The organism is Serratia sp. K1WW1, from assembly GCF_055790865.1.
Window position 1 is genome coordinate 5,319,203 of the sequence record NZ_CM147697.1, and the last position, 19,674, is coordinate 5,338,876.

Annotated in this window: 19 protein-coding genes; 16 read left to right on the plus strand and 3 right to left on the minus strand. The window is 56.7% G+C overall.

Features of this window, described 5'->3' with window-relative positions; translation table 11 throughout:
- Window positions 1-93 precede the first annotated feature (93 nt).
- The 4 genes from treR to ACX9GU_RS24045 all read left to right on the plus strand — a co-directional run bounded on the left by treR (window position 94) and on the right by ACX9GU_RS24045 (window position 6,854).
- Window positions 94-1,041: a trehalose operon repressor TreR gene (gene treR / locus ACX9GU_RS24030; RefSeq protein ID WP_473193162.1), complete on the plus strand. Its 948-nt coding sequence runs from the start codon at window positions 94-96 to the stop codon at window positions 1,039-1,041.
- A gap of 190 nt (window positions 1,042-1,231) precedes the next feature.
- The gene (treB, locus tag ACX9GU_RS24035; protein WP_473193163.1) at window positions 1,232-2,647 is read left to right on the plus strand and encodes a PTS trehalose transporter subunit IIBC; all 1,416 of its coding nucleotides are present in this window, start codon (window positions 1,232-1,234) and stop codon (window positions 2,645-2,647) included.
- 18 nt (window positions 2,648-2,665) lie between these two features.
- Entirely contained in the window at window positions 2,666-4,330 is a 1,665-nt protein-coding gene (gene treC, locus ACX9GU_RS24040) for an alpha,alpha-phosphotrehalase (RefSeq protein ID WP_473193164.1), read from the plus strand.
- A gap of 490 nt (window positions 4,331-4,820) precedes the next feature.
- On the plus strand, window positions 4,821-6,854 hold the full coding sequence (locus tag ACX9GU_RS24045; protein WP_473193165.1) for a glycoside hydrolase family 3 protein: 2,034 nt from the start codon (window positions 4,821-4,823) through the stop codon (window positions 6,852-6,854).
- 192 nt (window positions 6,855-7,046) lie between these two features.
- Here the strand turns inward: ACX9GU_RS24045 and ACX9GU_RS24050 are convergent, their stop codons facing one another.
- Window positions 7,047-7,571 carry an NAD(P)H-dependent oxidoreductase gene (locus ACX9GU_RS24050; RefSeq protein WP_473193166.1) on the minus strand — a complete coding sequence of 175 codons (525 nt, stop codon included), beginning with the start codon at window positions 7,569-7,571 and terminating at the stop codon, window positions 7,047-7,049.
- Between the two features lie 104 nt (window positions 7,572-7,675).
- Between ACX9GU_RS24050 and ACX9GU_RS24055 the strand changes: the two genes are divergently transcribed.
- The 3 genes from ACX9GU_RS24055 (at window position 7,676) to nrdG (ending at window position 11,935) form a co-directional block, all read left to right on the plus strand.
- Window positions 7,676-8,563 carry a LysR family transcriptional regulator gene (locus ACX9GU_RS24055; RefSeq protein ID WP_473193167.1) on the plus strand — a complete coding sequence of 296 codons (888 nt, stop codon included), beginning with the start codon at window positions 7,676-7,678 and terminating at the stop codon, window positions 8,561-8,563.
- 311 nt (window positions 8,564-8,874) lie between these two features.
- Window positions 8,875-11,013: an anaerobic ribonucleoside-triphosphate reductase gene (gene nrdD / locus ACX9GU_RS24060; RefSeq protein WP_166733970.1), complete on the plus strand. Its 2,139-nt coding sequence runs from the start codon at window positions 8,875-8,877 to the stop codon at window positions 11,011-11,013.
- 457 nt (window positions 11,014-11,470) lie between these two features.
- Window positions 11,471-11,935 (plus strand): anaerobic ribonucleoside-triphosphate reductase-activating protein, encoded by a 465-nt coding sequence (gene nrdG / locus ACX9GU_RS24065; RefSeq protein WP_473193168.1) that lies wholly within the window; start codon window positions 11,471-11,473, stop codon window positions 11,933-11,935.
- Here the strand turns inward: nrdG and ACX9GU_RS24070 are convergent.
- Entirely contained in the window at window positions 11,932-12,207 is a 276-nt protein-coding gene (locus tag ACX9GU_RS24070; protein ID WP_473193169.1) for a type II toxin-antitoxin system RelE/ParE family toxin, read from the minus strand. The two genes, nrdG and ACX9GU_RS24070, sit on opposite strands and share 4 nt — an antisense overlap.
- An 8-nt stretch (window positions 12,208-12,215) precedes the next feature.
- On the minus strand, window positions 12,216-12,503 hold the full coding sequence (locus tag ACX9GU_RS24075; RefSeq protein WP_021179086.1) for a type II toxin-antitoxin system RelB/DinJ family antitoxin: 288 nt from the start codon (window positions 12,501-12,503) through the stop codon (window positions 12,216-12,218).
- Between the two features lie 289 nt (window positions 12,504-12,792).
- Between ACX9GU_RS24075 and phnF the strand changes: the two genes are divergently transcribed.
- From phnF to phnN, 9 genes are read left to right on the plus strand one after another with little or no spacing between them, the layout of a single operon-like run.
- Complete coding sequence (gene phnF / locus ACX9GU_RS24080) at window positions 12,793-13,521, plus strand: phosphonate metabolism transcriptional regulator PhnF (protein ID WP_473193170.1); 729 nt, start codon at window positions 12,793-12,795, stop codon at window positions 13,519-13,521.
- Window positions 13,522-13,965, plus strand: a complete 444-nt coding sequence (gene phnG / locus ACX9GU_RS24085) for a phosphonate C-P lyase system protein PhnG (RefSeq protein WP_473193171.1) — start codon at window positions 13,522-13,524, stop codon at window positions 13,963-13,965.
- A 3-nt stretch (window positions 13,966-13,968) separates the two neighbouring features.
- Complete coding sequence (gene phnH, locus ACX9GU_RS24090) at window positions 13,969-14,550, plus strand: phosphonate C-P lyase system protein PhnH (RefSeq protein ID WP_473193172.1); 582 nt, start codon at window positions 13,969-13,971, stop codon at window positions 14,548-14,550.
- On the plus strand, window positions 14,550-15,635 hold the full coding sequence (locus ACX9GU_RS24095; RefSeq protein ID WP_473193173.1) for a carbon-phosphorus lyase complex subunit: 1,086 nt from the start codon (window positions 14,550-14,552) through the stop codon (window positions 15,633-15,635). The genes phnH and ACX9GU_RS24095 overlap by 1 nt, the downstream gene beginning before the upstream one ends.
- Window positions 15,628-16,479 (plus strand): alpha-D-ribose 1-methylphosphonate 5-phosphate C-P-lyase PhnJ, encoded by an 852-nt coding sequence (locus ACX9GU_RS24100; protein ID WP_179252825.1) that lies wholly within the window; start codon window positions 15,628-15,630, stop codon window positions 16,477-16,479. Before ACX9GU_RS24095 ends, ACX9GU_RS24100 begins: the two co-directional genes overlap by 8 nt.
- Window positions 16,479-17,267: a phosphonate C-P lyase system protein PhnK gene (gene phnK, locus ACX9GU_RS24105; protein ID WP_223537206.1), complete on the plus strand. Its 789-nt coding sequence runs from the start codon at window positions 16,479-16,481 to the stop codon at window positions 17,265-17,267. The genes ACX9GU_RS24100 and phnK overlap by 1 nt, the downstream gene beginning before the upstream one ends.
- Before the next feature lie 13 nt (window positions 17,268-17,280).
- A complete protein-coding gene (gene phnL / locus ACX9GU_RS24110) occupies window positions 17,281-17,985 on the plus strand; it encodes a phosphonate C-P lyase system protein PhnL (RefSeq protein ID WP_473193174.1) in 705 nt (234 codons plus the stop codon).
- Entirely contained in the window at window positions 17,982-19,118 is a 1,137-nt protein-coding gene (phnM, locus tag ACX9GU_RS24115; RefSeq protein WP_473193175.1) for an alpha-D-ribose 1-methylphosphonate 5-triphosphate diphosphatase, read from the plus strand. The genes phnL and phnM overlap by 4 nt, the downstream gene beginning before the upstream one ends.
- Window positions 19,118-19,672, plus strand: a complete 555-nt coding sequence (gene phnN / locus ACX9GU_RS24120) for a ribose 1,5-bisphosphokinase (protein WP_473193176.1) — start codon at window positions 19,118-19,120, stop codon at window positions 19,670-19,672. Before phnM ends, phnN begins: the two co-directional genes overlap by 1 nt.
- Window positions 19,673-19,674: the final 2 nt, after the last annotated feature.

Sequence of the window (19,674 nt, forward strand, 5' to 3'; positions counted from 1 at the left end):
GTGACTGGGGTGTGTAAGTGCAGGTAACAACGCTGCAACTTGAAAGGCGACGGGTATAAGTTTAAGCCTCATAACCTAAATGAAAAGTAAACCATGCAAAACCGGCTGACAATCAAGGATATCGCCCGCCTGAGCGGGGTAGGCAAATCTACCGTCTCACGCGTGATGAATAACGAAGGCAGCGTGAGCCCGCAAACCCGTGAACGGGTGGAGGCGGTGATCCGCAGTCAGGGGTTTACCCCATCAAAATCGGCGCGAGCCATGCGCGGCCAGAGCGACAAAGTGGTCGCCATTATCGTTTCCCGTCTGGACTCCCCTTCGGAAAATCAGGCCGTGCGCACCATGCTGCCGCTGCTGTATCAGCAGGGTTTCGATCCGATCGTGATGGAAAGCCAGTTTGAAACCCGGCTGGTAGAGGAGCACCTCAACGTACTGCGCCAGCGCAACGTCGACGGCGTGATCCTGTTCGGCTTTACCGGCCTGACCGCTGACATGCTCAAACCGTGGCAGGAAAAAATGGTGGTGGTCGCCCGCGAATATCCGGGGATCTCCTCCGTTTGTTATGACGATGAAGGAGCCGTGAAACTGCTGATGCAGCGCTTACGCAAGCAGGGCCATAGCCATATCAGCTACCTTGGCGTACAGGAGTCCGATGCCACCACCGGGATGCGTCGTCATCAGGCTTATCTGGATACCTGTCGCGAACAGAAGATCTCGCCGGTCGTGGCGCTGGGAGAACTGAGCTATCAGAGCGGCTTCCATCAGGCCGCCAACGTAATTGAACCGCAAACCACCGCGCTGGTGTGTGCCTCTGATACCATCGCGCTAGGCGCGATGAAGTACCTGCAACAGCAACAGATTACGCCAATCCAGGTGTGCGCCATCGGTAACACTCCAATGCTCAACTTCTTGTTCCCAGAGACATTTTCCGTTGAATTGGGTTATGGCTCCGCTGGGCAGCAGGCGGCCCTTCAGCTGCTGGGCCAGTTGAGTGGTGAACTGAGCATCCGCCAAATCATTATCCCCTGCAAACTTGCCTGACAACGGGCGCACCATGCGGCGCCCCCTTCGTATCGTAGCCAGAATTCGTTGTGACGCTATTTGCGGCTTTATTGTTCGTTTTGTGATCCTTACCGCAAGTTGGGAACGTTCCCATTTAATAACCACGGCCAAGTGACTAAGCTTAAAAACATCAATACCTCTGAGCCTCACTGATAACAAAGGTGCCATAATGAGCAAAGTTCAGCAGCAGGACATCGATCGCCTGATCGTGCTGGTGGGTGGCCGCGAGAATATCGCCACCGTCAGCCACTGCATTACCCGCCTGCGTTTCGTCCTTAACGATCCCGCCAAGGCCAAGCCGAAAGAGATTGAGCAGTTGCGCATGGTCAAAGGCTGCTTCACCAACGCCGGGCAGTTCCAGGTGGTGATCGGCCCCGAAGTCGGTGATTACTATCAGGCGTTAATCGCCACCACCGGCATCAACGAAGCCGATAAAGAACAGGCAAAGCTGGCAGCCCGCCAGAATATGACCTGGTTTGAACGTGGCATCTCCCACTTCGCCGAGATCTTCTTCCCGCTGCTGCCTGCCCTGATCAGCGGCGGTTTGATCCTGGGTTTCCGCAACGTGATCGGCGATATCCCGATGTCCGGCGGCCAAACGCTGGCCCAGATGCACCCCGCCTGGAAAACCATTTACGACTTCCTGTGGCTATTGGGCGAGGCCATCTTTATGTTCCTGCCGGTGGCCATCTGTTGGTCAACGGTGAAGAAGATGGGCGGTACCCCGGTGCTCGGCATCGTGATGGGGATCACCCTGGTCTCCCCGCAACTGATGAACTCCTACCTGCTCGGCCAGCAAGTGCCGGAAGTGTGGAACTTTGGCTGGTTCACCATTGAGAAAGTGGGCTATCAGGCGCAGGTGATCCCGTCGATCCTCGCCGGTATGGCGCTGGGCTGGATCGAAACCCGTCTGAAAAAGATCGTGCCGGATTATCTGTATCTGGTGGTGGTGCCGGTGGTTTCTCTGCTGCTGGCCGTGTTCTTGGCACACACGTTGATCGGTCCGTTTGGCCGCATGATCGGTGATGGCGTAGCCTGGGCGGTGAAGTGGGTGATGACCGGTAGTTTTGCCCCAATCGGCGCGGCACTGTTTGGCTTCCTGTATGCACCGTTGGTGATCACCGGGGTGCATCAGACCACGCTGGCCATCGATATGCAGATGATCCAAAGCATTGGCGGCACGCCAGTCTGGCCACTGATTGCCCTGTCCAATATCGCGCAAGCCTCGGCGGTGCTGGGCATCATCATCGTCAGCCGCAAGGCCAACGAACGTGAAATTTCCGTACCGGCCGCTATCTCCGCCTATCTCGGCGTTACCGAACCGGCCATGTACGGTATCAACCTAAAATATCGCTTCCCTATGCTGTGCGCGATGATCGGCTCCGCCTTCGCAGGCTTGATTTGTGGCCTGACCGGCGTGATGGCTAACGGCATCGGCGTGGGCGGCCTGCCGGGTATCCTGTCTATCCAACCGCAGTTCTGGCTGATCTACTCCGTAGCTATCCTGGTAGCCGTAGTGATCCCGCTGCTGCTGACCATGATGGTTTACAAACGCAAAGCCAGCCGCGGCGAGTTACCGGTTTAAACTGAAAGGTATTTTTTTATGAGCAATATCATCCCTTGGTGGCAGAACGGCGTTATTTATCAAATCTATCCGAAGAGCTTCCAGGACAGCACCGGTAACGGCTATGGCGATCTGGCTGGGGTGACCCAACGGCTTGATTATTTGCAGGAACTGGGCGTCGATGCCATTTGGCTGACGCCGGTCTATGTCTCACCCCAAGTCGATAATGGCTACGACGTGGCCGATTACTGCGCCATTGATCCGGCTTACGGCACCATGGCCGACTTCGAACACCTGGTGGCGCAGGCCCATCAGCGCAAGATCCGCATCGTAATGGATATGGTGTTTAACCACACCTCCACCGAGCATCCGTGGTTTAAGGCCGCGCAGGATCCTGCCAGCCCGCTACGCCAGTTCTACATCTGGCGCGATGGCGAAGGTGATGCCCTGCCCAATAACTGGCGTTCCAAGTTTGGCGGTAATGCCTGGCAATGGCACGCCGACAGCGGCCAATATTACCTGCACCTGTTTGCTACCGAGCAGGCCGACCTGAACTGGGAACACCCGCCGGTGCGCGAAGAGCTGAAGAAAGTGTGCCAGTTCTGGGCAGATAAAGGCGTGGATGGGCTGCGCCTTGATGTAATCAACCTGGTGTCCAAGCAGCAGGACTTCCCGATTGATAACCAGGGCGATGGCCGCCGTTTCTACACCGACGGCCCGCGCATTCACGAGTTTTTGCAGGAGATGAGCCGCGACGTGTTCCAGCCACGCGGCCTGATGACCGTGGGCGAGATGTCTTCAACCTCGCTGGAGCATTGCCAACAGTATGCGGCGCAAAGCGGTGCCGAGCTGTCGATGACCTTCAACTTCCACCACCTGAAAGTAGACTATGCCAATGGGCAGAAGTGGACGCTGGCCGCGCCGGATTACGTCGAGTTGAAGCAGATTTTCCACCACTGGCAGCAAGGTATGCATAACCGCGCCTGGAACGCGCTGTTCTGGTGCAATCACGACCAGCCGCGCATCGTTTCGCGCTTTGGCGACGAGGGCGAACTGCGAGTTACCGCTGCCAAGATGCTGGCGATGGTGCTGCACGGTATGCAGGGCACGCCGTATATCTATCAGGGTGAAGAGATCGGCATGACCAATCCGGGCTTCCAGCAGATCGAAAGCTATCGCGATGTGGAAAGCCTGAATATGTACGCCGAACTGCAGGCTCAGGGAAGAAACGAAGACGAACTGTTGGCTATTCTGGCCAGCAAATCACGGGACAATGGTCGTACGCCGATGCAGTGGGACGCAACAACCCACGCTGGCTTCACCACCGGTACGCCTTGGATAGCCTGTGCAGAGAACTACCCGCAGATTAATGCCACGGCAGCATTGGCCGATCGGGATTCGGTGTTTTACGCTTATCGCCATCTGATCGCCCTGCGCAAGCAGTATCCGCTGCTGACTCACGGTGACTATCAGGATCTGGCCCCGGCTCACCCGGCATTGTGGTGTTATCAACGTAGTTGGAATGGGCAACGGTTGCTGGTAGTTGCGAACCTGAGCCGCGAACCTTTGGCATGGGATGCCGCCGGCGTTGAATTTTCTGAACTGTGGCGACCGCTGATAAGCAACTATATGGATGCTGCAGAGCAGCCACGGGCCGGAGTTTTGCGACCTTTCGAAGCAAGTTGGTGGCTGCTGGAGTCCTGATTGGTCACCGGGAGTTGTTTGCTACAACCCATACATAATCGTTTGAAAAATAATGATTTGTATAGCTTGAACAATGAAATTGGCGCTGAGAATACTTCCTCTGTAACTCAGCGCCTGCCAGACAGCGGATCTCACCGCGACGCCCTGCCGTTGAATCATATATTTAACACGTAGTACCTGACCTTTATTATTCCCCGTATAAATAAGTCACCCAACACAATTATTCTTGCTTTCACTTAACTTCCCTAAATTTCTTTCCAAATCATTATTACGCTATTTCAGGCGTAAAAAGATCTGCATCCAAGATCAAAGTGTGAAGGATATCCCAAATTGTAAATAGATTTATTTCACGCTGTAAAAAAAACATGCAATAATAGGTAAAAACCAGATTAAAATCATAAGTACATAATAAATATAACCATTTAAATTAAACCACCAGACTTGTTTTCCCATCGGCCTTTTTTACCTCTCGTGAAATGGAGCACTCTTTATGACCATCAAAAGGAAGTCGATATTTATAGTCAGTGGTTTATTAGCCGCCGGATTGACCGGCTGTGACAATAATGATACCCAGATTACTCCAAGTAAGCAGGCGGAACTGGAGAGCAGAAATATTCCCACGCTTACCGTCGACGGGCTGAAATTTAAAGATCTGAATAAAAACGGCCAGCTAGACCCTTATGAAGACTGGCGTCTTGATAGCGCCACCCGCGCCCGCGATCTGACCGCCCGCATGAACGTGGAAGAAAAAGCCGGTGCCATGATGCATGGTACCATTGGCCTCGATGGTGCTGGCCGCGTCGATATCAGCGCCGCCGAAGAAGATGTGAACCAACGCTTCGTCAACACCTTCATTACCCGCATGGCGGGCGATCCACAGCATATTTCCGCCGATAACAATGCGCTGCAGGAAATGGCCGAGAAGTCTCGCCTCGGTATTCCGGTGACCATCAGTACCGACCCACGCAACCACTTCGTTAACGATCCGAATGCCACCAGCGTCGCGGCAGGCAGTTTCTCACAATGGCCAGAGCCGCTCGGCCTGGCAGCAATCGATGATACGGCACTGTCCAAAACCTTTGGTGATATCGCCCGTCAGGAGTACCGGGCCGTTGGGATCCATATGGCGTTATCACCGCAGGCCGACCTTGCCACCGAACCGCGCTGGGGCCGCATCAACGGTACCTTCGGCGAGGATAACCAGCTCGCCAAACGCCAGGTGCAAGCCTATATCGAAGGCTTCCAGCACGGTGATAAAGGCTTGACCCAAGACAGCGTCATCACCGTAGTAAAACACTTTGCCGGTGGCGGTCCACAGCTTGGCGGGTTGGATCCGCACAATATCTTTGGCAAAGAGCAGGTCTATCCGGGCGATAATCTGGAATACCATCTGGTCCCGTTCGAAGGGGCATTTGCCGCCAATGTGGCCTCGGTGATGCCCTATTACGGCCAACCGATCAACCTGTGGTACAAGGATCAGCTGATTGAAGAAGTAGGCTTTGGCTTTAATAAGCAGGTGTTGACCGAGATGCTGCGTGGCCGCTTTGGCTTCACCGGCGTAGTGCTGAGTGACTGGGGCATCCTGGAAAGCTGCGAAGGTAAATGCGCCACCGGCATCAGCGATGCCGATATCGCCGCCGGAGTCTCGCCTTGGACTGCCGGGATCGGCATGTCGTGGGGCGTTGAGAACCTCACCCGCCAGGAACGCGTAGTGAAAGCGGTGGAAGCCGGCATCGATCAGTTCGGCGGTACCAGCGATCCTAGCGATCTGATAGAAGCCATCAACCAGCAACAGCTGCCGATCGCCACCATCGACGCTTCCGTCACACGTATTTTGCAGCAGAAGTTTGAGCTGGGGCTGTTTGAGAAACCTTACGTGGACGAAGCCAAAGCGGTGAAAATCGTCGGCAACGCCGAATTCCAACAACAAGGGGATGACGCACAGCGCCGTGCGCAGATACTGTTGCAGAATAATAATTCCCTGTTGCCACTGGCGCTGAGCGGCAAGAAGGTGTTCCTGCATAACGTCAACGCTACCGTGGCGGCACGCTATGGGTTGGAAGTCGTCGCTACGCCGCAAGAGGCGGAGATCGCCATCCTGCGAGTAGATACGCCGCATCAGAACGATCCGCACTACCCGTTTGGCGTTTCGGTCAACTTTGGCCAACTGGGCTTTGACGATGCCGAAACCGTGGTGCTGGATCAGAAAGCTGGCACTTACAGCGGCAGTGAAGACTATCAGTTGATCAAACAGGTGAAGGCACTCAACATTCCAACGGTGATTTCCGTTTATCTCGATCGTCCGGCGATCCTGACCAACATCGTGGATAAAACCGACGTACTGCTGGCCAACTTTGGCGCATCCGATGAGGCGGTGCTGGATGTGATCACCGGCAAGAGCAAGGCACAGGGTAAGTTACCGTTTGAGCTGCCATCCAGCTGGCAGGCGGTGCTGGATCAGAAAGAGGACGTGGCACACGATTCTGTCGATCCTCTGTTCCCAATCGGCGCGGGTATTCTGTAATACGGCCCTCACCCCAACCCTCTCCCAAAGGGAGAGGGAGCTGATAGCCCCTGCTCGTTTGGTAGTAAAGCGATAACCTCAGCAAACACGCTCGATCTGTCCCCTCCCACAGGGAGACGGATTATCAAACAGTTGCCACGCTTAACACCGAGCAGCAAACTTCGGTGTTAAGTGTTCAGGATGTCCCCGAACTTAAAAACTTTTCACCAGCTTCACTACGTCCGCCGCTTCCTCTGCCAGCTTCTCATCGCTCATATCAGATACGCCCTGCACCAGGTGCGGCGGCAAATAATCCATGCCGGTCAGGTTGGCAACGGCGTTAAACGGCCGCAGCAGGTCGGCTACCGGATAGCGGTTATACCCTGCCGGTGAATAGGCCTGCGCGTTGCCCCCGGTGCTGACCACCAATTGCAAAGGCTTACCCTGCAGTTGGGTGCCTTCGCTGCCATATGCGAAACCATGGGTTAATACCGCATCCTGCCATTCGCTGAGGATCGCCGGTGAGCTGTACCAATAAAACGGAAACAGCATCACTACCACATCGTGCGCTTGCAGCAGTTCCTGCTCGCGGGCCACATCAATCTGGTAGTCCGGGTAAACGCGCATCAGTTCATGCACGGTGACGTTAGGTAAAGGACGCAGCGCCTCGATCAGCGCCTTATTGATGCGGGATTCGTCGGGGAAACGGTGGGCGGTCAACACTAAAATACGCGACATGGGGAAATCCTTGTTTATCGAAAGTAAGCCATTTTTTCATTTCCTCCGTTTCCGGTGTAGTCTGTAAACAGTCACATTAACTTCAACCTAAAGTATCAACCACTATGTCGCTGCCGATTGACGTGCACCGCCTGTTACCGGCGTTTCTCAGCGCCGCTCAGACAGAGAACTTCTCCGCTGCTGCACGCCAGCTGGGCGTGACGCCAGCGGCGATCAGCAAGAATATCCGCGTGCTGGAAGAGAAGCTGGCGCTGAGGCTGTTCCAACGTAACACCCACAGCGTGGTGCTGACTGACGAAGGCAAAGCCCTGTTGGAACAGGTGGCACCGCTATGGCAAGCGCTGACCGCCACGTTAGAGCTGGCTGGGGGCACACAACTCCCTCCCGCCGGTAGCGTGCGCGTCAGCATGATCCCAGGCTTTGGCCGCCAGGTACTGATGCCGCTGATCCCTGAGTTTTTACAACGCTACCCGATGATCGATCTGGATCTGTCACTGGATGCCCGGGTGGTGAATCTCGTTGGTGAAGGCTTTGATGTGGGCATCGGCAGCCAGGTCGATCCCGATAGCCGGCTGGTAGCACGCCCGCTCTATGCGATGCAGATGCTCTTGGTCGCCGCCCCCGGTTACCTTGCCCAACATGGCACACCGCAGGTGCCGGAAGATCTGCTGCAACATAGCTGCCTGCTGCACCGCAATCCGGCCACCGGGCGTAACGTAAAGTGGCTTCTGGCACACAAAACGCTGGATTTGCATGGCCGCCTGACGGCCAGCAGTCCGGAGTTGTTGCTAGATTCCGCACTGGCCGGGCTGGGCATTGCTTGCCTGTCGCGCTGGTATGTGGAACAGCACTTTGCCCAGGGAACATTGCTACCGGTGCTGCCAGATCACTGGCCTAAACCCACGCAAATCTGGCTCTACTACGCCTCTGCAGATTTGCCGCCACGGGTGCGTGTCTGGGTCGATTTTTTACTGGCGCATTTTCGCCGCTAACCGGCATGATGCGATCGCAATCACGCTTTAACGATCTTTCGGATAATCGGCATTTTCCATTCAAGCCGCTGATAGCAAGGGTTACAAATATTCCTGTAACGGGTAGCTGTACAGCGTTCAAACTGCTCCCCCCATTCTTTGACCCACGTCAAAAAAAGCGGCTCCACACCCATATATAGTGCCCGTAGAGATTCAATCACCTATATGTAGTAGTTATCCACAATATCATCCACACCCTCCGCAGCCCTTGCGCCCTGCGGTTTTGCCCTGTGGATAAGCCGACGCTCCCCCATGGGGACAGGAGTTACAACGTGAAACCAGTAGTGATTAAACGGGACGGTTGCCAGGTATCTTTTGACGAGATGCTGATCAAGCAGGCCATCGAGCGGGCCGCTTTGGCCGCTGAAGTTGTCGATGCCGACTACTGTGCTACCGTCGCCCGCGTGGTCGCTCAACAGATGGAAAACCGACCGCGAGTCGATATCCACGAAATCCAGCAGGCGGTAGAAAACCAGCTGATGTCTGGCCCGTATAAGCAACTGGCACGTACCTACATCGAATATCGCCACGATCGTGACGTCTCGCGTGAGCTGCGCGGGCGGCTGAACCAGGAAATTCGTGGCCTGGTGGAACAAAGCAACGTTGCGCTGCTCAATGAGAACGCCAATAAAGACAGCAAGGTGATCCCTACCCAGCGCGATCTGCTGGCCGGTATCGTCGCCAAGCACTACGCCAAACAGCATATCCTGCCGCGCGATGTGGTGCTGGCGCACGAGCGCGGCGAAATCCACTATCACGATCTCGACTACTCTCCGTTCTTCCCGATGTTCAACTGTATGCTGATCGATCTGAAAGGCATGCTGACCAACGGCTTCAAGATGGGTAACGCCGAGATCGAGCCGCCGAAGTCGATCTCCACCGCCACCGCCGTGACCGCGCAGATCATCGCTCAGGTTGCCAGCCATATTTATGGCGGCACTACCATCAACCGCATCGATGAGATCCTGGCCCCCTTCGTTACCGAGAGCTTCCACAAGCATCAGCAGGTAGCGCAGCAGTGGCAGATCCCAGACGTGGCAGGCTATGCGATGACCCGCACCGAGAAAGAGTGTTACGACGCCTTCCAGTCGCTGGAATACGAAGTCAACACCCTGCATACCGCCAACGGCCAGACGCCGTTTGTCACCTTCGGTTTCGGCCTGGGCACCAGTTGGGAATCGCGCATGATCCAGCAGTCGATCCTGAAAAATCGTATCGCCGGGCTGGGTAAAAATCGTAAAACCGCCGTGTTCCCGAAACTGGTCTTCGCCATCCGCGACGGCCTGAATCACAAGTTTGGTGACGCCAACTACGACATCAAACAGCTGGCGCTGGAATGTGCCAGCAAACGCATGTATCCGGACATCCTCAATTACGATCAGGTGGTCAAGGTCACCGGTTCGTTTAAAACACCGATGGGTTGCCGCAGTTTCCTCGGCACCTATGAAGAAAACGGCGAGCAAATCCACGATGGCCGCAACAATATCGGCGTGATCAGCCTGAACCTGCCACGTATTGCTCTGGAAGCCCAGGGTAACGAAGACCGCTTCTGGCAGTTGCTGGATGAGCGTCTGCTGCTGGCCAAGAAAGCCCTGATGACCCGCATTGCCCGCCTGGAAGGTATCAAGGCCCGCGTAGCACCGATCCTGTATATGGAAGGAGCCTGCGGCGTACGGTTGAAAGCCGACGACAATATTGCGGAGATCTTCAAGAACGGCCGCGCATCGATTTCGCTGGGCTACATCGGCGTGCATGAAACCATCAACGCGCTGTTTGGCGCAGAAAAACACGTGTACGACGATGAGCAACTGCGCGCCAAAGCTATCGCCATCGTTGAGCGCCTGAAAAACGCCACCGAAAGCTGGAAAGAAGAAACCGGCTACGGCTTCAGCCTGTACAGTACGCCAAGTGAGAACCTGTGCGATCGCTTCTGCCGCCTGGATACCAGCGAGTTTGGCGTGGTCGCCGGGGTGACTGACAAGGGTTATTACACTAACAGTTTCCACCTCGACGTGGAGAAAAAGGTTAATCCGTACGACAAGCTGGACTTCGAGGCGCCATACCCACCTTTGGCCAACGGCGGTTTTATCTGTTACGGCGAATACCCGAACCTGCAGCACAACCTGAAGGCGCTGGAAGACGTGTGGGATTACAGCTACACCCGCGTGCCTTATTACGGCACCAACACGCCGATCGATGAGTGCTACGAGTGTGGCTACACCGGTGAGTTCTCCTGTACCAGCAAGGGTTTCACCTGCCCGAAATGTGGCAACCATGATTCGGCAAAAGTGTCGGTGACCCGCCGCGTGTGTGGCTATCTGGGCAGCCCTGATGCCCGGCCGTTCAACGCCGGTAAGCAGGAAGAAGTGAAACGCCGGGTGAAACATCTGGGCAATGGGCAGATCGGCTAACTATAGCGAATGACCCCTCACCCTAACCCTCTCCCACAGGGAGAGGGGACCGAATGTGCCACAACTTAATTACTGCACTCGTCCTTGGTAACAAGTGAGAGGATGGGGCCAAATACGTCACAGGTGACTTCCATACCTGACTGCCGCACCGTACCTGCTCCTTCTCCCACAGAGAGGGGGACAGAAAGTGCCACAACTTAATTACTGCACTCGCCCTTGGTAACAAGTGAGAGGATGGGGCTACATACGTCACAGGTGACTTCCATACCTGACCACCGCACCGTACCTGCTCCTTCTCCCGCAGAGAGGGGAACAGAAAGTGCCACAACTTAATTACTGCACTCGCCCTTGGTAACAATGTTGCAGAGTAACTTTTGCACCTGAACAACGCCGGGCCAGCTCCCTCTCCCTATGGGAGAGGGTTGGGGTGAGGGGCCATATAAAAGAACGTAACACTATGAATTTTCACCAGTATTATCCTATCGACGTGGTCAACGGCCCCGGCACCCGCTGCACGCTGTTTGTCGCAGGCTGCGTGCACCAATGCCCCGGTTGCTATAACAAAAGCACCTGGCGGTTGAACTCTGGCCTGCCGTTTACCCGGCAGATGGAAGATCAGGTCATAGCCGATCTCAACGACACGCGTATTCCACGCCAAGGGCTGTCGCTGTCCGGTGGCGATCCGCTGCACCCGGCCAACGTCGCCGCCGTATTGCAGTTGGTCGAGCGAGTACACGCCGAATGCCCCGGCAAAGATATCTGGCTGTGGACCGGCTATAAGCTGGATGAACTGGATAGCGAGCAGATGCAGATCGTCGATCGGATTAACGTGTTGATAGACGGCAAGTTTGTGCAGGATTTAAAAGACCCGGCGCTGATCTGGCGCGGGAGCGCTAACCAGGTGGTACATAAGCTGCGTTAATTGGGGAATTTTTCACGCTGATGGGTGACGGCTAAAACCTTTATCACCTCATCCAAAATGAGATAAATCAGCAATAGGGAGGCTTTACTGATCACCAGTTTGCGAGCTTCCCCATACCAAGGCCTGCCCATTTCTGGGTTTTCTAGCAGCGACTCAACGGCAAGTTCAATCTCATCATCAACTTGTTCCGCGGCCAATGGATTGAGTGGATAAAGAAATTCAAAAATGCGTTCCCGATCTTGCAACGCAACGTCGTCCCATTCGATGCGCATAATAATCCTTATTTGGTTGCGTATTTCGCCCTGACTTTGGCTTTAAAGTCGCTCATTCTCTCCTCAGCTTGCCGCTGGGTAAGATAAACAGCCTCTCCTTCATGCAAACGGGCAAAGGCTGCATCAACCTTATCTTTCAACCAGTTTTCGTGTTCTTCAGCAGCACGTTGATCGTCCGCCATTTGTTGCGCTAAACGCCGACAGGCTTCACTTAAGGTCGTCCCTTTCGCTTCAGCAGCTTTCTGTGCCAACAGTTTAGTTTCATTTTCAATGCGAAACTGGATACGGCTTTCCATCTTCAAAACTCCTACATACTCCGTATTCAACATCCATAAACGTTAGCACGTTTGTGACAACAAAATAAGCCTCATTGGTGTTTTTTCACTCAAACCAGCACCCACTCTTTACATCAATCTAAGCCATCATCTCCCTGTCCCAAATTGTTCATCAGTTCGCCACCTGCGCGTCACCTGATTGTCATCTGCCCCCGGCAACATTAGCCCAACTTTGTTACCGAGTGCCGATCATGAATGCTATCGCCGCTTTTTCGCTTGCTCCCCCAACCGAAGTGCCGAGGTATTGGCTATGACGCACTTATCTAGACATCCGACCAGTTACCCTACCCGATATCAGCAGATTGCCGCTCAGCTGGAGCAGGAGCTGTGCAGCCAATACCGTTGCGGAGATTATCTGCCTTCAGAACAACAACTTGCCGAGCGTTTCGAGGTCAATCGCCACACGCTGCGCCGCGCCGTAGACGAGCTGGTAGAGCGCGGTTGGCTGCAGCGCCGCCACGGCATCGGCATTCTGGTGTTGCTACGCCCGTATAACTATCCGCTGCACGCCAACACCCGCTTCAGCCAGAACCTGTTCGAGCAGGGCAGTCACCCCACCAGTGAGCGCTTACTTGCTGTTTTACGCCCGTGTAATGGGCATATCGCCAGCGCGCTCAGCCGTGAAGAGGGGGAAACTATTATCCATTTACGCACCCTGCGCCGGGTGAACGGCGTTCCCCTCAGCGTGATCGACCACTATCTGCCCGATCTGGACTGGTGGCCCGCCTTACAACAGTTCCACAGCGGCTCGCTGCATGAGTTTATCCAACAACAGATCCACCAGCCGCTGACCCGCCGCCAGACCCGCATCAGCGCACGGCGTGCCCAGGCCAAAGAGAGCCGCCTGCTGGAGATCGCCAACCATGCCCCCTTGCTATGCGTGCGCACCCTAAATACCTGTATCGGCAGCGATTTGGTGGCGGAATACTCCGTCAGCCTGGCGCGCGCCGACATGATCGAACTGACGATGGAGCACTGAATGCAATCCTTACAGCAGAGACAACGCTGGATGTCGGTCCTGGCGCATAGCCAACCCGCCCAGTTGCGCAGCCACTGGCAGGCGCTGCACCTCAACCCAAGCTACCAGCGCCTGCGCGCCCCTGAGATTGGCCTGACACAGCTGCTAGGACGGATGGGAGCGACCGGCCGCCGCTTTGTACTGGGCGACATGACCGTCACCCGTGCCGTGGTGCAGTTGGAAAACGGTGGCCAGGGCTACAGCTACGTAACCGGGCGTGACAAAGATCATGCCGAACTCTGTGCTCTGATCGACGCCTTGCTACAACAACCCGCCAACCATGAATTGCTACAGCTTCAGCTGATTGAGCCCCTGGCCGCACTGCAGCAGGAGCAGCGCCAACTGCGCGCTCGTGCCGTAGCAGCCAGCCGGGTGGACTTCTTTACGCTGGTACGAGGGGATTAAGCCATGACGTTACTAGCCGGTTTTGACCAGCCGATTGAGCAATCCCAGTCTGCTTTCCGCTTGATTTTAAAGGCGTTGAGTGAGCCTGGTGTGATTGTTGAACTGCCAAATTGCCCGGCATGGGGTGCGCTGAACGCCGCCAGCACTGCCGTGATACTGACGCTGGCAGATCAGGAAACCCCGCTTCAGCTCTGTGCCGACCTTAAAAGTGAGCAAGTGCTAACTAACATCCGTTTTCATACCGGTGCTCCGCTAGCTACCCGGCAGGAAGATATCCATCTGGCGGTATGGGATGACCAATTACGGCCTGCCGAGCTGAGCGCATTACCCCACGGCAATGAAGTCTCACCAGAGTTCGGTGCCACGCTGGTGGTACAGGTTACCGCATTAGCAGGCAGCCACACACTGCGCCTTTCCGGCCCCGGCATTGAAAAACAACGGGAAATTGCCCCGCCGTTGCCAGCTGCGCTACGGGCTTATCTACTCGAACGGCCTCAGCGCTTCCCGCTGGGTCTGGACATTATCTTGACCTGCGGTGAGCGGCTGATGGCGCTGCCAAGAACCACCCACGTGGAGGAGTGCTGATGTACGTTGCGGTGAAAGGGGGCGAAAAGGCCATCGAGGCTGCCCATCAACTACAGGAAAATCTGCGCCGGGGTGACGAAGCTGTCCCAGCACTTAGCGCGGAGCAAATCGGTGAACAGCTTGGCTTGGCGGTTGACCGGGTGATGACGGAGGGCGGTATTTACGATCGCCAACTGGCCGCGTTAGCGATAAAACAGGCCAGTGGTGACCTGGTAGAGGCTATTTTCCTGCTGCGTGCCTATCGTACTACCCTGCCGCGCCTGGCCATCAGCGAACCACTGGCTAGCGAGAACATGCGGTTGGAGCGGCGCATCTCGGCGGTTTACAAAGACTTGCCCGGTGGCCAGGTGCTTGGCCCAACCTATGACTATACCCACCGCCTGCTAGATTTTGCGCTGTTGGCCAGCGGTGAAACACCTCCGGCACCACAGGCCGATGAGCCGCTGTCTGAGAGCTGCGCCCACGTGTTCGACCTGCTTAACCAGCAACGGCTGGCGCTGGCAGAAGAGGATGACGGCAGCACTCCGGACGATATTACCCGCAACCCGCCGGTCTATCCCTGCTCCCGCTCGGCGCGCTTACAGCAGCTAGTGCGTGGCGATGAGGGCTTTCTGCTGGCATTAAGCTATTCCACCCAACGCGGCTATGGCCGTAACCATCCGTTCGCCGGAGAGATCCGCAGCGGTTACGTTACCGTGGAGATCGTACCGGAAGAGTTGGGTTTCGCCGTCGATATCGGCGAGATCCTGCTGACCGAATGCGAGATGGTGAACGGCTTTGTCGACCCGCAGGACCGACCACCGCACTTCACCCGTGGCTATGGGCTGGTGTTTGGCCGCTCGGAACGTAAAGCCATGGCGATGGCGCTGGTGGATCGCGCCCTGCAAACCGCCGAGTACGGCGAGGACGTAGCAGGCCCGGCGCAGGACGAAGAGTTTGTGCTGGCGCACGCCGATAACGTGGAGGCCGCCGGTTTCGTCTCCCATCTCAAGCTGCCGCACTACGTCGATTTCCAGGCCGAACTGGAGCTGCTCAAACGCCTGCAGCAGGAATTTGCCGCCCTTCAGGAGACCCGCCATGAGTGAAGTATTGACCGGCTATAACCTCGGTTATCTGGATGAACAAACCAAGCGCATGATCCGCCGCGCCATCCTCAAGGCAGTGGCGATCCCCGGCTATCAGGTGCCGTTTGGTGGCCGTGAGATGCCGATGCCTTATGGCTGGGGCACCGGCGGCATTCAGATCACCGCCAGCATCATTGGCCGTGCCGACGTGCTGAAGGTCATCGACCAGGGTGCCGACGACACCACCAACGCGGTCTCCATCCGCCGCTTCTTCCAGCGCGTAGCCGGTGTTGCTACCACCGAGCGTACGCCAGAAGCCACACTGATCCAGACCCGCCACCGTATTCCGGAAACACCATTGCAGGCGGATCAAATCCTGATTTATCAGGTGCCCATCCCCGAGCCGCTGCGCTTTATCGAACCGCGCGAGACCGAAACGCGCAAGATGCACGCGCTGGAAGAGTACGGCGTGATGCAGGTGAAGCTGTATGAAGATATCGCCCGCTACGGCCATATCGCCACCACCTATGCCTATCCGGTGAAGGTTAACGATCGCTATGTGATGGACCCTTCGCCGATCCCTAAATTCGATAACCCGAAGATGCACATGATGCCCGCGTTGCAGCTGTTCGGCGCCGGGCGTGAAAAGCGCATCTACGCCCTGCCGCCGTTTACCAAGGTGGAAAGCCTGGACTTTGACGACCATCCATTCAGCGTGCAGCAATGGGAGGAGCCATGCGCCCTATGCGGTTCGCGCCACAGCTATCTGGATGAGGTGGTGCTCGACGACCAGGGCAGCCGGATGTTCGTCTGCTCAGACACCGATTTCTGCCAGCAACAACTCAACCAAGAGGTACCGCACTGATGACTTCCGCTCCATTGAGTGCCACGCCGTTGCTGACGGTCGACAACCTCACCCACCTTTACGCGCCGGGCAAGGGTTTCAGCAACGTGTCATTCGATATCTATCCCGGTGAAGTGCTGGGCATCGTCGGCGAATCCGGATCGGGTAAAACCACGCTGCTCAAGTCGATCTCCGCCCGGCTGGCCCCGCAACAGGGGCAGATCCTCTACCGCCCACAACCGGGGCAACAGCAGGATCTGTACGCCATGGCAGAAAGCGATCGCCGCCGCCTGCTGCGCACCGACTGGGGAGTGGTCCATCAGCATCCGCTCGACGGTCTGCGGCCACAGGTGTCTGCCGGTGGCAACATCGGTGAGCGCCTGATGGCTATCGGCCAGCGTCATTACGGTGATATTCGCCAGCAGGCCAAACGATGGCTGGAAGACGTGGAGATCCCGGTTTCCCGCTTGGACGATTTGCCCACCACCTTCTCCGGCGGTATGCAGCAGCGCTTGCAGATCGCCCGCAATCTGGTGACTCATCCCAAGCTGGTGTTTATGGATGAACCGACCGGCGGGCTGGACGTTTCCGTGCAGGCGCGCCTGCTGGATCTGCTGCGCAATCTGGTGGTGGAAATGCAGCTGGCGGCGGTGATCGTCACTCACGATCTGGGGGTAGCGCGCCTACTGGCCCACCGTTTGCTGGTGATGAAGGAAGGTGAAGTGGTGGAAAGCGGTCTGACCGATCGGGTGCTGGACGACCCGCACCATCCGTATACCCAACTGCTGGTCTCTTCGGTTCTGTCGTAACACAGGTGAAATCATGACAATTAAAATCCGGGTTGAACACCTGAGTAAAACCTTTGTCCTGCACCAACAACACGGCACCCGCCTGCCGGTGTTGCAGGATGCCAATCTGACCGTCAGCAGCGGCGAATGCGTGGTGCTGCACGGCCACTCCGGCAGTGGGAAATCCACCCTGCTGCGCTCGCTGTATGCCAACTATCTGCCAGACAGCGGCAAGATCTGGATCCATCACCAAAACGACTGGCTGGAGCTGGTTCAGGCCGAGGCTCGTCAGATCCTGGCGGTGCGCCGCCACACCATCGGCTGGGTCAGCCAGTTTCTACGGGTGATACCGCGTATCAGCGCGCTGGAAGTGGTGATGCAGCCGTTGCTGGAATCCGGCGTTGAGCGTAGCGAATGCCGTGAACGTGCCGAAGCCCTACTCAGCCAGCTCAACGTGCCGCAGCGCCTGTGGCAGTTGGCCCCTTCGACCTTCTCCGGTGGTGAGCAACAGCGGGTGAATATCGCCCGTGGCTTTATCAAGGATTACCCCATTCTGCTGCTGGACGAGCCGACCGCCTCCCTCGACAGCCGCAACAGCGCGGCGGTGGTGAACCTGATCGAACAGGCCAAACAGCGTGGCGCTGCCATCGTCGGTATTTTCCACGACGCAGGCACCCGTCAGCAGGTGGCAGACCGTTTACATACCATGCAGGCCCCACAGGTTCTGGAGATGCCATGATTATCAATAACGTCAAGCTGGTGCTGGAACACCAGATCGTTGCAGGTTCACTGGAAATGACCGACGGCGTGATCCGCAGCTTTGCCGATACCCCAAGCCAGTTACCGCAGGCGCTGGATGGCGAAGGCGGCTGGTTGCTTCCCGGGTTGATTGAGCTGCATACCGACAATCTGGACAAGTTTTTCACCCCGCGCCCCAACGTTGACTGGCCAGCGCATTCGGCCATGAGCAGCCACGACGCGCTGATGGTCGCCAACGGCATCACCACGGTGCTGGATGCGGTGGCGATCGGTGACGTGCGCGACGGCGGGCACCGGCTGGAAAACCTGCAAAAAATGATCGACGCGGTGATCTACAGCCAGCGAGCCGGAGTGAACCGGGCCGAACACCGGCTGCACCTGCGCTGCGAGCTGCCCCATAGCAGTACCCTGCCGCTGTTCGAACAGTTGATGGATAAACCGGGCGTGTCTTTGGTGTCGCTGATGGACCATTCGCCGGGCCAGCGCCAGTTCGCCTCACGGGAGAAATATCGTGAATACTACCAGGGCAAATATCACCTCAATGATCAGCAGATGAGCGAGTTCGAGGTCGAGCAGATGGATCTGTCCGAACGTTGGGCTACACCGAACCGCGAGGCGATCGCCGCTCACTGCCGGGCGCGTAATATCGCCCTGGCCAGCCACGACGATGCCACCGCCGATCACGTCAGCGAATCCAGTGCGCTGGGTAGCGTGATTGCCGAATTCCCGACCACCGAAGCGGCAGCTCGGGCCTCACATCAGCAAGGTTTGCAGGTGCTGATGGGGGCTCCGAATATCGTGCGCGGGGGTTCACACTCCGGCAACGTGGCGGCACATCATCTGGCGGCCCTTGGCGTGCTGGATATCCTCTCTTCCGATTATTACCCTGCCAGCCTGTTGGATGCGGCGTTTCGTCTGGCAAACGACGATCGCAACACTTTCAGCCTGCCGCAGGCGGTACAGCTGATCACCCGCAACCCGGCACGGGCGTTGGGTTTGCAGGATCGTGGCCTGATCGCTGAGGGGCTGCGCGCAGATCTGGTATTGGCCAGGCCGCACGGCGAGCATATCTACGTGCAAAACGTCTGGCGTCAGGGCAAACAGGTGTTCTGATGGCTTATCTCATCTATCTGATGGGCCCGTCTGGGGCAGGCAAGGACAGACTGCTCGAGCGGCTACGGGCATCCACCGGCGCCGGGCCACTGGTGGCGCACCGTTACATCACCCGCCCGGCCAATGCTGGCTGCGAGAACCATATCGCCCTGAGCGAACAGGAGTTTCTGCGCCGCCGTGCCAAAGGGTTGTTCGCCCTGGACTGGCAGGCGCATGAGCACCATTACGCCTTTGGTATTGAGGTCGATCTATGGCTATTGCAAGGGATCGACGTGGTGGTCAACGGATCCCGCGCTCATTTGCCACTGGCGCTGCAACGCTATGGCGCTCAACTGTTGCCGGTCTGTCTGCAGGTTTCCCCGGCGGTGCTGCGCCAAAGGTTGGAACAACGCGGGCGGGAGAACGCGATACAGATCGAGCAACGGCTGGCGCGGGCGGCCGACTATCAGCAGACTCTGCCGGTAGATTGCCGCCTGTTGGATAACAATGGCGATCTCGGGCATACCCTCGACGCACTGCTGGCCTTAACCACCGGGCAGCCTGCAATGCAGTAAAA